Here is a 14404-nt window from a genome sequence, read left to right as displayed (position 1 = left end):
GTGGACATGAGGGGGGCTTTCAGACAGGGGAGGGGAATGCGGTTCACTCGAACTTCAATTGCTGCACCCGCACCACGCGAGCCCATTTCTCGAAGTCTCTCTTCACCAGCAGCGAGGCTGCGTTGGGGGTGCTGGCCGATATGTCGTTGCCGAAACCGACGAGCTTGTCCTTCACGGCGGGGGTGTTCAGGGTTTCGTTCAGCGCCGCGTTCAAGCGCTCGATCACCGGTTGCGGCGTGCCCTTGGGCAAGGCCATCACGAACCAGCCCTGGGCGTCATAGCCTGGGACACCCTGTTGAGACACGGGCCTGACGCCCGGGAACGACGGCACCTCGCGGTCCGAGGTCACTGCGATGGCGCGCGCCCGGCCGCTCTGCACGATCGGGATGGCGGGCGCGATCGTCGCGAACGACACCTCCACCTGCCCGCCCATCAGGTCGTTGAGGGCGGGGGCCGCACCCCGATAGGGCACGTGGGTCATGAAGGTGCCGGTTTCGGCTTTCAGCAGTTCGGCGGACATCTGGTGGATGCTTCCCAGCCCTGAGGTGGAGAAGCTCAGGGCGCCGGGCTTCTTGCGCGCCAGCTGGATCAGCTCCGGCAGCGTGCGCACGGGAAGCGTGGGGTTCACCAGGATGACCAAGGGCGATTGGGCGACCACGCCCACGTAGGCAAAGCCGGTCACGGGGTCGTAAGGCACCTTGCGCGTGGTCGGGATGATGGTCAGTGGGGCGCTGTCGATGAGGCCCACCGTGTAGCCATCGGGCGCCGCGTTCGCGACGGCCTCGGCCCCGATGGAGCCCGCCGCACCGGGGCGGTAGTCCACGACCATGGGTTGCCCCAGGATTTTTTCCATGACCCCGGCGATTTCGCGCGCGGTGGCGTCCGCCGCGCCGCCCGGGGTGTAACCCAGGATCAGTTTGATGGGTTTGGTCGGCACCCACAGAGGGCCTGTGGTGGACACGGCATGACCGGGCAAGGCCAAGCCGGCCGCCAGGGTGGCGGCAGCGACCGCTTGTTTTAGAATATTCACTGAACGTCTCCTAATATATTTACGATCGACTTCAGTATATTTAAATGAGCACAACCATGCAAGTGGCCGAGCCCACGAAAGGCGCGCGCACGTTCGCCGAGCAAGTGCGCCTGGCGATCCTTGAAGACTTGGCGTCGGGCGCGCTCCGCCCCGGGGAACCCCTGGACGAAAAGCTGCTGTGCGAGCGCTTCGGTGTGTCCCGCACACCGGTGCGCGAAGCGTTCCTGCAGTTGGTGGCCCAGGGTTTCGCGGTCAACGAAGCCCGAAGCAGCGTCACCATCCCGAAGCTGTCGCTGCAGCGCTTGCGCGACATCCTGGAGCTGATCGCCGAGCTGGAGGCGACCGCCGCCAGGCTGGCCGCCAGAAGGGCGACCGCCGCGGAGCGGCAGGCCATCCTGGCGTCACTGGAGCAGGGACGCCGCATCGCGGCCGATGGCACCGCGCGCACGTACGAGGTCGCGAACGACGGGTTCCATCGCGCCATCTGGTCCGCGTCCCACAACGAACTGCTGGAAGAGCAGGTTCGCCAGATGCGCACCAAAACCGCGGGCTACACCCGCAACCGCTTTGATTCGCCAGGGCGCATGCACCGGTCCGTGGAGGAGCACCAGGCGGTCGCGCTCGCCATCGCGAATGGCGATGAGGCCGCCGCGTGGCAGGCCATGTCCGAGCACATCGCGATCGGTGGACGGGACTTCGCCGAATTCGTCAGCGGCATCCCCGCGAGTCTCCTGAGCGTGTGAGGCCTCAGCCCCGCCGCGCCTGGTCGATGGCGGCCACGTCGATCTTCTTCATGGTCATCATCGCGTCGAAGGCGCGTTTGGCCGCCGCGCGGTCGGGGCCGGTGAAGGCCTCGGTGAGCGTGCGCGGCGTGATCTGCCACGACAGGCCCCAGCGGTCCTTGCACCAGCCGCACTCGCTCTCCTGGCCGCCGTTGCCCACGATCGCGTTCCACAGGCGGTCGGTCTCTTCCTGATCGTCGGTGGCGATCTGGAAGGAGAAGGCCTCGTCGTGCTGGAACACAGGGCCGCCGTTGAGCCCGATGCAGGGAATGCCGGCCACGGTGAACTCCACCGTGAGCACATCGCCTTCCTTGCCGGAGGGGTAGTCGCCCGGCGCGCGGTGCACCGCGCCGACCGCGCTGTCGGGAAAGGTCTTGGCGTAGAAGGTCGCGGCGTCCAGGGCGTCGCGGTCGAACCAGAGGCAGATCGTGTTCTTGGGGATCATTCCGGGTCTCCTTGAGCGTTGAGCAAGAGGAACCCGGCACCTTACCGCTTTCGGAGGCTCGCGTTAAGCGCCGCGACCGCGAACCTGGCGGCGTTAGCATCTTCTGATGACCTCTTTACCTGCTGTAACGGCCTGCCTGGCGTTCACGCTGGCCTGCGTCGCCCATGCCGCCGCGCCGGACGACGCCCTGTTGAGAGGAGGGCAAGGCTATCCGCCCGGTGGTCCCGTCCCGTTGGCATCGCATCTCGTGGCGGACGAGCAGCCCCAGCATCTGCTGAACTCCTTCAGCGGGGCCTTGGAGCAGGCGCTGGCCCATCGCATCGTCAGAAAGGGCGCGCATTCGAGGCCACTCGCCCGCGCGCCCGAGGAAACGGCTTTCGTGTACCAGCACGATGGCCTTCGTCTTGGCGTGAACGACTATCTGGATCGCCAGCGGGTCACGGGCCTCATGGTGATCAAGGACGACACGGTGGTGCTCGAGCGTTACCAGTACGGCCTGGGTCCGGCCACGCGCTTCCTGTCGGCCTCGATGGTCAAGTCCATCGTCGGCGTGCTCATCGGCATCGCTTTGGAGGAAGGACGCATTCGCTCCCTGGACGACCTGGCGCGGGTCTACGTGCCCGCGCTGGCGGGCAACCCCTATGGTGAAACGTCGATCCGCGATCTGCTCCAGATGTCGTCGGGCGTGCGGTTTTCGGAGCAGTACGACGGCCGCGACGACCTGGGCGCCCTCATCGAAGACACCATCGGGCGCCGCTCGCCGGGCGGGGCAGCCGTCTTGTTGCCGCATGTCCAGCGCCGGATCGCGCCGGGCCAGTTGTTCTACTACTCGTCCGCGGACACGCAGGCGCTCGGTCTTGTGCTGCGCGGTGCCACCGGTGTTGCGCCGGCCGACTACCTGAGTGAACGGATCTGGCAGCCCATGGGGGCTCAGGACGATGCGAGCTTCCTGGTCGATGCCGCTGGCCAGGAAGCGGCTTTCGCGTTCCTGCACGCGACGCTTCGGGACTACGGCCGTCTCGGGATGCTGCTGGCCAATGAAGGCCAGGTGGGCGACAGGCAGGTCGTTCCCGCTGCGTGGGTGCGGCAATCGACCGCGGTCGCACAACCCCATGCCCAGCCCTTTGTGGCGAGTTCCTACTTTGGCTACGGGAATCATGTCTGGATCTTTCCAGGTGCACGGCCGCGGTTCGCGCTCATCGGGGTGCGCGGCCAGGTGATCTTCGTGGACCCTGCGCTGCGCCTGGTGCTGGTGCAGACGGCCGTCTGGAAATCCGCGGGCGACCGCGCGGCGCGGGCCGAGCTGCTGGCCTTGTGGCGGGGGGTGGTCGAGCAATACGGGGCTTGGTGAGCAGGCCTGCCTGCCCCCCGGTTTGTGGGCTACCCAACAGACGGCCAGAAGGCGCAGGCGAATACTCCGGACACGAGACATCCGGAGACCAGCATGCCATCCCCGCAACACCACTTCAATCCGCCCCGCAAAAGCGGCCGGACGGGCCGCCAGGCGCGCCAGGGCGAGGCCCCGCGGCGACAGGGACCCTCCCGCATGGCCCTGGAGCAACCCGACGACACGCCGCTGGATCAGCGGTTGTCCCACCCGCAGTTGGGTCCCCGCCAGATGGCCTGAAACGCAGCGGAGCGCGCGAGAGGCTGAGCAACCACCGCGTGTGGGCTAGCATCGCGCGCATGCGTTTTTTGGTTGTAGGAACAAGCGGCGCGGGCAAGTCCACCTTCGCCGAGGCCTTGGGCAAGGCAGCACAGTGCCCGCACATCGAACTCGACAGGTTCTATTGGGGCCCAGGTTGGGAAGCCGTGCCGCACGCACAGTTCGAGCGTGCCGTGCTGGCGGCCATCGAAGGAGAGCGCTGGGTGGCCGACGGCAACTACAGCGCCGTGCGCGATGTGCTCTGGCCCCGCGCCACCCAGGTGGTGTGGCTGAATTACGGCCGCTGGACGGTGTTCTCGCGCCTGCTCTGGCGAACGCTCGGCCGCATCATGACGCGCGAAGAACTGTTTCAAGGCAACCGCGAGTCGCTGCGCATGTCGTTCTTCTCGCGCGATTCCTTCCTGCTGTGGTCGTACCGCACCTTCGAAACGAACCGGCGCAAGTACGCCGGCCTTCGTGAGGATCCGCGCTACGCCCACCTCCAATGGACGGAGATCACCCGGCCCTCCGAGGCCCGGGCGTTCATCGAGCGGCACACGGCCTAGGCCGGGCGCTGGCGTTCGGTGTGCACGATGAACAGGGCCACGAGCAGCGAGAGCAGCGAACTGGCCCACATCACACCGAGCACGGCGAGGTGGGCGTTGGACGCGTTGACCACTAGGCCCGCGAGAAACGCGACGATGCCGGCACCGATCACCGTCACCGCGGCGGCCAGGCCCGACGCCGTGCCCGCCAGGTGCGGGCGCAGGGACAGGATGCGCGCATTGGCCGCCGGCATGGTCAGGCCGTTGCCCAGGCCCACGAACACACAAGGGCCGAAGAAGGCGAGCGGGTGCGTGAGGCCCGAGGCCAGCAGCACCAGACCCACCAGCAGGCCCACGGCCGTGAGCAGGCGGCCGACCAGGATCAACCGGGTCGGTGCGTGCCTGGAACTGGTGTGCCCCACGATGTAGCTGCCCAGCATGAAGCCCGCCGGCACCAGGCCCATGTAGGCGCCCAGCGCCGTGCTCGACAAGCCGCCGAGCTGCGCCGCCACCAGGGGTGCGCCGCCGAGGAAGGCGTACAGCGTGCCGATGCCGAAGGCCATGCACAGGGCATAGGCCCAGAACGGTGGCGACCGGCCCAGCTCGCCATAGCCCTTGAGCTGCAGGGCGAAGGAGGCGGTGCGGTGGTGGTTGGTCTCCTTCAGGTGGAAGGCCACCAGCCACAGGCCCGCGAGCCCGAGCACGGCGAAGGCGACGAAGTTGGCGCGCCAGCCGAAGGCGCTGTCGAGCAGGCCGCCCACGGTGGGCCCGATCATGGGCGCCACGGCCCAGGCCGAGGAGACATAACCGATGCGGCTGGCGGCGCCCCCTTCGTCCGAGGTGTCGCGAATGGCCGCGAGGGACACGGCGTAACCGGCGATGACGGTGGCCTGGAACATGCGGCACACCAGGAAGGTGGTGATGTCGGTCGCCAGGCTGCAGCCGATGGAGGCGAGGGTATAGATCGCCAGCGCGGCCAGCGCCACGGGCTTGCGGCCGAAGCGGTCGGACATCGCGCCCGCGATCAGGTGCGCGACGGCGGTGGCGATCGCATAGCCGGCGACGGCGAGGTTGACGAGCGCGAAGTCGGCGCCGAGGTCGCGCGCGATGTTCGGCAGCGAGGGCACGAACATGTTGAGCGGCAGGATCGCCAGCGCCGAGAGGGCGATAAGGACGGAGAGGCGCGGGGAGGCCGTGGTCTGCATGGGGGTTGAACGCCTGGGCTGAGGGGACACATCGCCGGGGGCCGTGCGGTTGCGCGACCGTGATCTGCTCGTGCCGGGTTCAACAGGAGTCATGCGCCATCGGGCTGGGTGGGGCCCGTGGCGGGAATCGGGCCGGCTGTGCGCGGCCCATGGCGGCATTCTGCCCCAGCACGGCGTGGCGCGAATCTTCAAGACGCGCGGCGCGCCGGCTGAGACAGTGGCGCGCCATCACCCCTCAACGGAGCAGCGCCATGAACATCCTCGTGAACCGACAGCGGTTTCACATCCACCCCGACTGGCAGGACGAGACCCTGCTCGCCGTGCTGCGCGAACACCTGGGCCTGGTGGGCACCAAGTTCGGCTGCGGCATGGGCCAGTGCGGCGCCTGCACGGTGCTGCTCGATGGCCAGGCGCAGCGCAGCTGCCTGCTGCCGGTGAGCGCGGTGCAGAACCAGGCCGTGGAAACCATCGAGGGGCTGGCGGGCCGGGACGGTGGTCTGCACCCGGTGCAGCAGGCCTGGCTGGACGAGCGCGTGCCGCAGTGCGGTTATTGCCAGGCGGGCCAGATCATGGCCACCGTGGCCCTGCTGCGGCAGGACCCGGCCCCCAGCCCGGCGCGCGTGGACGAAGCGCTGGCGGGCAACCTGTGCCGCTGCGGCACGCAGCAGCGCATCCGCGCCGGTGTGCAGCGCGCTGTGGTGCTGCAGCGGGGCCGCCCGTGAAGCGGCGCGCCTTGCTCCAGGCCGGTGGCGCGTTGAGCGTGGCCTTTCTCGCCGGCTGCGCCTTGCCGGTGATTCCCAAGCGGCCCGTGGCGGGCTACGAAGACGCGCTGGGCTGGGTGCGCCACCGCGAGGGCCGCTACGAGCTGCTGCTGCCGCGCGTGGAGATGGGCCAGAACATCGGCACCGCGCTCAAGCAGGTGGCGTGCGAGGAGCTGGGCATCGGCTGGGACCAGCTCACGCTGCGCCTGCCGCACACCGGCGAGATGGCGCGCGTGCGCGCCACGGTGGGCAGCGAATCGGTGAAGGACTTCGCCCTGCCGCTGGCCCAGGCCTGTGCCACGCTGCGCGAGGCGCTGGCGGCGGGCCACACCCAGGGCGAGCGCATGGCCGAGCCCCGGCCCATGGACCAGCTGCGCGCGTTCCAGCCCGGGGGCCGCCACGTGGGCCGCGCCGCGCCGATCGAACAGGGCCCGGCCATCGTGAGCGGCGCCGCGGTCTACGTGGCGGACGTGCGCCTGCCGGGCCTGCTGTTCGGCCGCGTGCTGCGCGCGCCGGTGTCGGCCGAGCGCGTCTCCACACTGGGCGCGATGAACGAGGCCGCCGCGCGCGCGGTGAAGGGCTTCGTGGCCCTGGTGCGCGACGAGCGCCTGCGGCAGGCGTCGAGCGAGGGTGTCGGCATCGTCGCGCGCACGCCGGGGGCGCTGGACCGCATCGAGGCGGCGCTGGAGGCGCGCTGGCTTTCGCAGGGCAGCTTCGGGCAGGCCGAGATCGACCACTTGGTGGACGTGGACCGCCACCTCGCCGACGGGGGATTCAAGTACCGGGTGCACGAGGACGCCATCGATGCGCAGGGACCGTGGGATGTGGACCTGCGCATCGACATCCCGCTGGCGGCGCACGCGCCGATCCAGCCGCGCGCGGCGGTGGCCGCCTTCGATGCCGAGGGCGGGCTGGACCTCTGGGTGGGCTCGCAGGACGTGTACTACCAGCGCGACGTGGTCTGCAAAAGCCTGGGGCTGGACGAAGACCGCGTGCGCGTGCATGGCAGCCGGGTGGGTGGGGCCTTCGGTGGCAAGACGATCTGCACGGTGGAGCTGGAGGCCGCGGTGCTCGCGCAGGCGGTGCGGCAGCCGGTGAAGCTGCAGTGGACGCGCGCGCAGGAGTTCCGCCAGGGCTTCCACCGCCCGCCCTCGAGCCACCGCATCCGCGTGCGCCTGCGCGACGGCCAGCTGGACCAGTGGTGGCACGCGTTCGGCAGCAGCCACATCCTGTTCACCAACGCGGGCCTGCCGGCCTGGATGCAGCGCCTGACCGACTTTGTGACCGACGCGGGTGTGGCGCGCGGGGCGCAGCTGCCCTACCGCTGCGCGCGCAAGCGCGCCGAGTTCGCGCTGAACCGCCTGCCGGTGTTCACCGGGCCCTGGCGCGGCCTGGGCGCGGGGCCCAATGGGCTGGCCATGGAATCGGCCATCGACGAATGCGCGCGGCGCGCGGGCGTGGACCCGTTGGCGTTTCGCCTGCGGCACGCCGAAGACCCCCGGCTGGCGCGTGTGCTGCGCGCGGCGGATGCACGGGCCGGTGCAGGCGCGTCGGCGGTGTCGGGCGTGCAGCGCGGGCGCGGGGTGGCCTGCGGCATCTACAAGCAGGTGAGCTACGTGGCCGTGGTCGCCGAGGTGGAGGTGGACGCGCGCGGCCAGCTGCGCGTGGCGAGGCTGGTCTGCGCGCACGACTGCGGCACGGTGATCAACCCCGACCAGGTGCGCGCGCAGTGCGAGGGGAACCTCGTGTGGGGCCTGGGCATGGCGCTGAGCGACCGGCTGGCGGCGGTCGACTCGCGCATCGGCCCCGGCAGTTTTGCCGAAGCACCGATACCATCGCTGGACCAGATTCCGCCGCTGGAGGTGGTGCTGGTGGAGGCGGGGGGCGCGCCCGGCGGGGCGGGCGAGACCGCCATCGTGGCCACGGCGGCGGCGATCGCCAACGCGGTGCGCGAGGCCACCGGCGTGCGCATCCAGCGGTTCCCGATCGACACCGGCCTGTTGGCCCAGACGACGACCACATGAACGACTTTGCGTCCGAAGCCATGTTGCGCCTGGTGCGTGCCGGCCTGCAGCGGCAGGGCCTGGCGGCCGACGGCCCGCCGGCCGTGCGCAGCGCGCACGTGCCGCTGGCGGACAAGCGCGCCTGGCTCGACCGGCTGTGGCAGGCCCATGGGCCGGACGTGATCGTGCGGCTGGGCGAGGCGGTGCACGGCATGGACGACGAGCCGCTGCTGCTGGCGCTCTCGCTCGCGCGCGATCCGCCCGACCTGCTGCAGCGCTGGCAGCGCCTGGAGCGCTTCGTGCATTCGCGCCACCGCGTGCGGGTGAGCCAGCCCGAGCCCGGTCTGCTGCGCCTGCGGCACGTGTCGCTGGACCCGCTGCGCCCGCCCACGCCGGCCGAAGACCTGCTGGTGTTCGGCTTTCTGGTGGCGCTGTGCGAATACCTGCGCACGCCGGGTGTGCAGGCCCGGCCGGTCGGGCAACCGGTGTGGAGCCGCAGCCAGCGCGCGTGGCGCTCGCCCGTTTGGCCGGACGATGTGTCGAGCTGGGAGTTGCGCTGGCAAGCCCGGCCCGAGAGCCCGCTGACCGAACCCGGACCCGCGACCCCCGAGGGCTGGGTCGCCCACCTCCAGGCCCGGCTCGCCGCCGACCCGGGGCGGGGCTGGACGGTGGACGCGCTGGCGCGGGAAGCGGCCTCGTCGCCGCGCACGCTGCAGCGCCGCCTGGCGGACCAGGGCCTGAGCTTCACGCAGTTGCTGGCCAAGGCCCGGCTCGCCGGGGCGGCCCGGCTGCTGGCCGCGGACAGCATGCCCACGGCCCAGGTGGGTTATGTGTGCGGCTTCGCCGACCAGGCGCATTTCACCCGGCAGTTCAAGCGGCACACGGCGATGACGCCGGGGCTCTACCGCAGCGAGTTCACGCCTAGGCTGGGGTGAACCAGATCGCGGCCGTGCGCATGCCCACCCAGGTCAGCAGCAGCGAGCCCATCAGGTGCAGGCCGGCCGTGCCGACGGCGAGCGCGAGGCGGCCGTGCTGCAGCATGGCGATGACTTCGGCGGAGAAGGTGGAGAAGGTGGTCAGCGCGCCGAGAAAACCGGTGATGACCGCGAGCCGCCAGACCGGGTCGATCTGCGTCTGGCTCTGGAAGAACACCACGGCCACGCCCACGATGTAGGCGCCGATCCAGTTGGCCGCCAGCGTGCCCCAGGGCAGGATGGCGGCGCCCTGGTTGAGCCACAGGCTCAGGCGCCATCGGGCCAGCGCGCCGAGCACGGCACCCAGGGAGATGGCGATGACGCTGTGCATGGACGGCGCGTTTCAGTGAAGGCGGATCAGAACGGCGGGCCGTCGTCGTCCGCGTCGGCGGTGACGGCCTCGCGCGCGGCGGGTGCCGACGCCGAAGGCTCGCTGTCGGCGGCGGCGCCGAAGGCCATCTCGCCGCCCAGGGCCTCGATCAGCTCGGGGATGAGTTTCTGCAGCTCGCCGGTGGACAGGGCCACGTCGGCGTCGAAGCCGTTTTCGCCTTCATCGGGCCGGCCGTCGAACACGCCTTCCAGGAAGTTGATCTTCTTGACCTGCAGCGATTCGGTGAGCGTGAAGCCGATGCGGCCTTCCCAGCTCATGGCCAGGCGGGTGGGCAGCTTGCCTTCGGTGATGTGCTTGCGCACCTCGTCGGTGGCGAGGTTGTGGCGCGTGAATTTCACGGCCGACTTTTCCTCGTCGCCGGACTTGAGCTCGCACTCGCGCTCCACCGCGAAGCCGCCGGGCCATTCGTCGGGCGTGGTGGCCGAGAGCCACTGCGTCATGGCGGTCTGCGGCGTCACGGCGGTCTGCAGCAGGGTGACGGCCAGGCCGTCGAAGGCGCGCACGAGGGCGGTGACGACCTCGTCGAGCTTGCCCTGGCTGCTGGCGTCGGTGACCAGCCAGCCGTTCTTCAGGTCGATCCAGACCCACACCGTCATCTGACGCGCGAAGGCCTGGGGCAGCAGGGCCAGCAGCGCGTCTTCGCGCAGCGCCTTGGTTTCCTTCTTGCCGGGTTTGCGGCCGGTGGTGGCCTCGATGTGGTCGGCTTCTTCCTGGGCCTTTTTCTTGACGACCGAGCCGGGCACGCCCTTGGTCTCGATCTGCAGTTTCAGGATGCGCTGGCCGGCCACCGATTCCACCAGCGGGCCATGGGCCTCGCCGCGCGGCTCGATCCAGCCGACGGCCTTGTCCTGCGTGGCACCGCAAGGCACGAAACGGGCCGCGTCCAGCGCGGCTTCCATGTCTTCCAGCGTCGCTTCCCAGCCGGGCGCGATGCGGTAGATCGTCACATTCTTGAACACGGGAACATCCTCGGGAAAAAAGCAAACCGCCGCACGGTGGCGGCGGGGATGCGTCAGTGTAGAGGATGCGGGTTCCGGCCTCTGTTACAACTCTTTGCCCATGAACAGGTCGGGCAGCACGGTGACGATGGAGGGGAAGACCGTGATGAGCGCGATGGCCAGGATCATGCAGGCGAAGAAGGGCAGGGTGACCCGGGCGATGCGGTTGCTGTCGATGCCGGTCATGTTCTGCAGCACGAAGAGGTTGAAGCCCACCGGCGGTGTGATCTCGGCGATCTCGATCAGCATGATGATGAAGATGCCGAACCACACGAGGTCGAAGCCGGCCTGCTGGACCATGGGCAGCACCACGGCGGCGGTGAGCACGATCATGCTGATGCCGTCGAGCGCCGCGCCGAGCACGAGGTAGACGATCACCAGCACGAAGATGAGGCCGTAGGGCGAGAGCTGCAGCCGCTCGACCAGCTCGGCGAGTTCGCGCGGGATGCCGGTGAAGGCCATGGTCTTGGTGAGGAAGGCCGCGCCCGCGAGGATGAACATGATCATGCAGCTCACCCGCGTGGCGCCGGTGAGGCCCTGCCAGAAGTTGCGCCAGGTCAGTGCCCGGCTGGCGGCGGCGATGGCGAGCGAGCCCACCACGCCGTAGGCCGCGCATTCGGTGGCGGTGGCGATGCCCGAGACCAGCACCCAGACGATGAAGACGATGAGCAGGCCGCAGGGGATGAGGCTGCCCGAGCGCCGCAGCTTCTCGGCGAAGGTGGTGGGGGCTTCGGCCGGCGGCACCTTGTCGGGGTTGCGCAGGCTCCACCAGATGATGTAGCCGGAGAACAGGGCCATCAGCAGAAAGCCTGGCAGGAAACCGGCGAGGAAGAGGCGGATCACGCTGGCGTCGGCCGCCACGGCGTAGACCACCATGGTGATGGACGGTGGGATCAGGATGCCCAGGCCGCCGGCGGCGGCCAGCGAGCCGAGCGCGAGGTTGCGGTCGTAGCCGCGCTTGTCGAGTTCGGGCAGGGCCACCTTGGCGATGGTGGCGCAGGTGGCGGCGGACGACCCGGAGACCGAGCCGAAGATGCCGCAGCCGAGCACGGTGGTGTGCATCAGCCGGCCGGGCACGCGCGAGAGCCATGGTGAGAGGCCGTCGAACATCTGTTCGGACAGGCGGGTGCGGTAGAGGATCTCGCCCATCCAGATGAACAGCGGCAGGGCCGCGAGCTCCCAGCTGGCGGTGGTTTCCCAGAACGCGGTGAAGAGGTTCTTGCCGGGCAGGGTGGTGGTGAAGAAGGCCTGGCCGACCCAGCCCACGATGGCCAGCGTCATGGCGATCCAGACGCCGCCGCTGAGCATCAGCAGCAGGATGAAGAGCAGCAGGGCCCCGATTTCAAGCAGGCCCATTCACAGCTCCTCGGAAAAATCGCCGCGCGCGTGCCGCTCTTCGACACGCACCACATAACTCGGGCGGCCACCGCGCAGCACGGTGACGCATTCGTCCAGTGCGGCGATGATCAGGATGGCCGTGCCCACCACCACGCTCATCTGCGGGATCCAGATCGGGATGGCGACCATGTTGTTCGCGATGTCGTTGAAGACATAGCTTTCGTAGGTGAACAGCGCGGCCCAATACCCGAGGTAGCTCACCATGGCCGTGGCCACCGCGAGGGCGAACACCTCCAGCCAGGGGCGCACGCGCGGGCTGGCCACCTCCAGCAGCAGCGTGACGCGCACGAAGTCGCCGTTGCGAAAGCTGTAGGCCATGCCCAGGAACGCGGCGGCGGCGCAGAGCCAGGAGACCACGTCGTTGACCCAGGACACGCGCCACTCGAGCAGGCGCCCGAGGGACGCCCAGACCATCAGCACGAGGATGCCCAGCACGCAAAGGGCGGCCAGGCCGCCCCCCAGTGCGTACAGGCCGTCCAGCGCGCGCCTCACGGGGCCGCGCGCGGCGGCCGGTGCATCCAGGGTCATGGTGGGATCAGCGCTTGTAGGTGTCGATCAGGGTCTTGCCTTCAGGGCCGGCCTTTTCCTGCCATTCCTTGAGCATGGTCTCGCCCACCTTCTGCAGGTCGGCTTTGAGCTGTGCCGACGGCGGCGCCACGGTCATGCCGCGCGCCTTGAGCGTGGCGAGGGTGTCGGTGTTGACCTTCTGCGATTCGGCCCAGCCGCGCGTTTCGGCGTCGGCGGCGGCCTTGAGCAGCGCGTCCTGCGAGGGCTTGTCGAGCGCGTCGAAGGCCTTCTTGTTGGCGAACACGGCGTTCTTGGGCAGCCAGGCTTGCACGTCGTAGTAGAACTTCAGGTGCTCGTAGAGCTTGCTGTCCACGCCGGTGGCGCCGGAGGTCATGTTGGTCTCGACCACGCCGGTGGCCAGGGCCTGAGAGAGTTCGGCGGCCTGCACGGTGACGGGCTGTGCGCCCACCAGCTCGGCGATGCGCGCGGTGGCCGGGCTGTACGCGCGCCACTTGCTGCCCTTGAGGTCGGCGGCGCTGTTGATCGGCGCCTTGCTGTAGAGGCCCTGCGGTGGCCAGGCCACGGCGTAGAGCAGCACCATGCCCTGCTCGGCGAATTTCTTCTCCAGCAACGGCTTCTGCGCCTTGTAGAGCTTCATGGAGGCGTCGTAGCTGTCGGCCAGGAAGGGCAGGCCATCGGCGCCGAACAGCTGCCATTCGTTCTGGAAGTTGGCCATCAGGATCTCGCCGATCTGTGCCTGGCCGCCCTGCACCGCGCGCTTGATCTCGGGCGCCTTGAACAGCGAGGCGCCCGCGTGCACCGTGATCTTGAGTTTGCCGCCGGTGGCCTTGTCCACGTCGTTGGCGAAGGCCGTGAGGTTGACGGTGTGGAAGTTGGTGGCGGGGTAGGCCGCCGGCAGGTCCCATTTGGTCTGGGCCAGGGCGGGGAGGCTCATGGCCACGGTGGCAGCGGCCACGGAAAGGCTGAACAGGCGACGTTTCATCTTAGGGCTCCAGGTGGGGGTGGGACACGGATCGAGCAGCGGTTGCGGCTCGGAGGACTCTATCGGCGAGTGGATGAAGTGTGATCGGTACTTTCCCTGAATGTCAATAAATCGTTGGCAAATCGTCAACATAAAGCCTAAACTCCGCCGCACCGAAACGACGCAGACTTTCCGCCATGGCCCGTTCCAAAGCAAGTGCCAAGCCAACGCCGCCGGCTTCGCCCATCGTGTCTTCCGCGCACCTGGTGTCGCCGCGCAGCGCGGAGATGAGCGAGTTCGAGTTCGGTCTGATCGTGGCCGGCAATGCCTTCCACCGCTGGGTGGTGCACTGCATGAGCGCCGCCGGCCTGAAGGACCTCACCGCGCTGGACGTGCTGGTGCTGCACCACGTTTCGCACCGCGCGCGCGACAAGCGCCTGGCCGACATCGCCTTCATCATGAACGTGGAGGACACGCACCTCGTCAACTACTCGCTCAAGAAGCTGCAGAGCCTGGGCATGGTGGAGTCGAGCAAGAACGGCAAGGACGTGACCTACGCGCCCACCGAGGCGGGCAAGGGCTACGTGACGCGCTACCGCGAGATCCGCGAAACCTGCCTGATCGATGCGCTCAAGGCGGATGACGCGCTCAACCACGACATCGGCCAGCTCGCGCGCCTGCTGCGCGTGCTCTCCGGCATCTATGACCAGGCCGCACGTTCGGCCGCTTCGCTCTGAC

General features: G+C 69.1%; 17 protein-coding genes. 8 read left to right on the top strand and 9 right to left on the bottom strand.

Annotated elements, in window-relative coordinates; translation table 11 throughout:
• Positions 1-43: 43 nt before the first annotated feature.
• Complete coding sequence (locus AC3WPZ_RS10660) at positions 44-1030, bottom strand: Bug family tripartite tricarboxylate transporter substrate binding protein (RefSeq protein ID WP_492439477.1); 987 nt, start codon at positions 1028-1030, stop codon at positions 44-46.
• A 56-nt stretch (positions 1031-1086) separates the two neighbouring features.
• Between AC3WPZ_RS10660 and AC3WPZ_RS10655 the strand changes: the two genes are divergently transcribed.
• The gene (locus AC3WPZ_RS10655) at positions 1087-1773 is read left to right on the top strand and encodes a GntR family transcriptional regulator (protein WP_492439475.1); all 687 of its coding nucleotides are present in this window, start codon (positions 1087-1089) and stop codon (positions 1771-1773) included.
• A gap of 4 nt (positions 1774-1777) precedes the next feature.
• Here the strand turns inward: AC3WPZ_RS10655 and AC3WPZ_RS10650 are convergent, their stop codons facing one another.
• Positions 1778-2257, bottom strand: coding sequence for a VOC family protein (locus tag AC3WPZ_RS10650; protein ID WP_382159136.1), 480 nt, complete (start codon positions 2255-2257; stop codon positions 1778-1780).
• Between the two features lie 106 nt (positions 2258-2363).
• Here AC3WPZ_RS10650 and AC3WPZ_RS10645 point away from each other — a divergent pair, with 106 nt between their 5' ends.
• The 3 genes from AC3WPZ_RS10645 (at position 2364) to AC3WPZ_RS10635 (ending at position 4468) form a co-directional block, all read left to right on the top strand.
• The gene (locus AC3WPZ_RS10645; protein ID WP_382323909.1) at positions 2364-3608 is read left to right on the top strand and encodes a serine hydrolase domain-containing protein; all 1245 of its coding nucleotides are present in this window, start codon (positions 2364-2366) and stop codon (positions 3606-3608) included.
• Positions 3609-3701: 93 nt separating this feature from the next.
• Positions 3702-3884 carry a hypothetical protein gene (locus tag AC3WPZ_RS10640; RefSeq protein WP_492439473.1) on the top strand — a complete coding sequence of 61 codons (183 nt, stop codon included), beginning with the start codon at positions 3702-3704 and terminating at the stop codon, positions 3882-3884.
• A gap of 59 nt (positions 3885-3943) precedes the next feature.
• Positions 3944-4468 (top strand): P-loop NTPase family protein, encoded by a 525-nt coding sequence (locus AC3WPZ_RS10635; RefSeq protein ID WP_492439471.1) that lies wholly within the window; start codon positions 3944-3946, stop codon positions 4466-4468.
• Here the strand turns inward: AC3WPZ_RS10635 and AC3WPZ_RS10630 are convergent.
• The gene (locus AC3WPZ_RS10630) at positions 4465-5652 is read right to left on the bottom strand and encodes a multidrug effflux MFS transporter (RefSeq protein WP_492439469.1); all 1188 of its coding nucleotides are present in this window, start codon (positions 5650-5652) and stop codon (positions 4465-4467) included. The two genes, AC3WPZ_RS10635 and AC3WPZ_RS10630, sit on opposite strands and share 4 nt — an antisense overlap.
• A 251-nt stretch (positions 5653-5903) precedes the next feature.
• On the opposite strand from AC3WPZ_RS10630, the gene AC3WPZ_RS10625 reads away from it, so the two are divergent.
• Genes AC3WPZ_RS10625 through AC3WPZ_RS10615 form a run of 3 tightly spaced genes read left to right on the top strand, consistent with a single transcriptional unit; the run spans position 5904 to position 9351 of the window.
• Complete coding sequence (locus AC3WPZ_RS10625) at positions 5904-6374, top strand: (2Fe-2S)-binding protein (protein ID WP_382323912.1); 471 nt, start codon at positions 5904-5906, stop codon at positions 6372-6374.
• Positions 6371-8437, top strand: coding sequence for a xanthine dehydrogenase family protein molybdopterin-binding subunit (locus AC3WPZ_RS10620; protein WP_492439466.1), 2067 nt, complete (start codon positions 6371-6373; stop codon positions 8435-8437). Before AC3WPZ_RS10625 ends, AC3WPZ_RS10620 begins: the two co-directional genes overlap by 4 nt.
• Positions 8434-9351 carry a helix-turn-helix transcriptional regulator gene (locus AC3WPZ_RS10615; RefSeq protein WP_492439464.1) on the top strand — a complete coding sequence of 306 codons (918 nt, stop codon included), beginning with the start codon at positions 8434-8436 and terminating at the stop codon, positions 9349-9351. Before AC3WPZ_RS10620 ends, AC3WPZ_RS10615 begins: the two co-directional genes overlap by 4 nt.
• On the opposite strand, the gene crcB is transcribed toward AC3WPZ_RS10615, so the two are convergent.
• From crcB to AC3WPZ_RS10585, 6 genes are all read right to left on the bottom strand, one after another.
• Positions 9338-9721, bottom strand: coding sequence for a fluoride efflux transporter CrcB (gene crcB, locus AC3WPZ_RS10610; protein ID WP_492439462.1), 384 nt, complete (start codon positions 9719-9721; stop codon positions 9338-9340). The two genes, AC3WPZ_RS10615 and crcB, sit on opposite strands and share 14 nt — an antisense overlap.
• Before the next feature lie 26 nt (positions 9722-9747).
• Positions 9748-10740 (bottom strand): recombination-associated protein RdgC, encoded by a 993-nt coding sequence (locus tag AC3WPZ_RS10605; RefSeq protein WP_444688690.1) that lies wholly within the window; start codon positions 10738-10740, stop codon positions 9748-9750.
• A gap of 84 nt (positions 10741-10824) precedes the next feature.
• Positions 10825-12135, bottom strand: a complete 1311-nt coding sequence (locus AC3WPZ_RS10600) for a TRAP transporter large permease (RefSeq protein ID WP_444688691.1) — start codon at positions 12133-12135, stop codon at positions 10825-10827.
• On the bottom strand, positions 12136-12705 hold the full coding sequence (locus AC3WPZ_RS10595; RefSeq protein WP_444688692.1) for a TRAP transporter small permease: 570 nt from the start codon (positions 12703-12705) through the stop codon (positions 12136-12138).
• A gap of 7 nt (positions 12706-12712) precedes the next feature.
• Positions 12713-13687 carry a TRAP transporter substrate-binding protein gene (locus tag AC3WPZ_RS10590; protein WP_444688693.1) on the bottom strand — a complete coding sequence of 325 codons (975 nt, stop codon included), beginning with the start codon at positions 13685-13687 and terminating at the stop codon, positions 12713-12715.
• A gap of 103 nt (positions 13688-13790) precedes the next feature.
• On the bottom strand, positions 13791-13913 hold the full coding sequence (locus AC3WPZ_RS10585; RefSeq protein WP_382325929.1) for a hypothetical protein: 123 nt from the start codon (positions 13911-13913) through the stop codon (positions 13791-13793).
• Here AC3WPZ_RS10585 and AC3WPZ_RS10580 point away from each other — a divergent pair.
• Complete coding sequence (locus AC3WPZ_RS10580; protein WP_291117711.1) at positions 13864-14403, top strand: winged helix DNA-binding protein; 540 nt, start codon at positions 13864-13866, stop codon at positions 14401-14403. The genes AC3WPZ_RS10585 and AC3WPZ_RS10580 overlap by 50 nt on opposite strands.
• The last annotated feature ends 1 nt before the right edge of the window (position 14404 follow it).

The organism is Hydrogenophaga sp. FW305-3-2-15-A-LB1 (assembly GCF_058787875.1).
The sequence above is the reverse complement of the archived record's forward strand: the minus strand, read 5'-3'. Positions and strand labels throughout refer to the sequence as shown.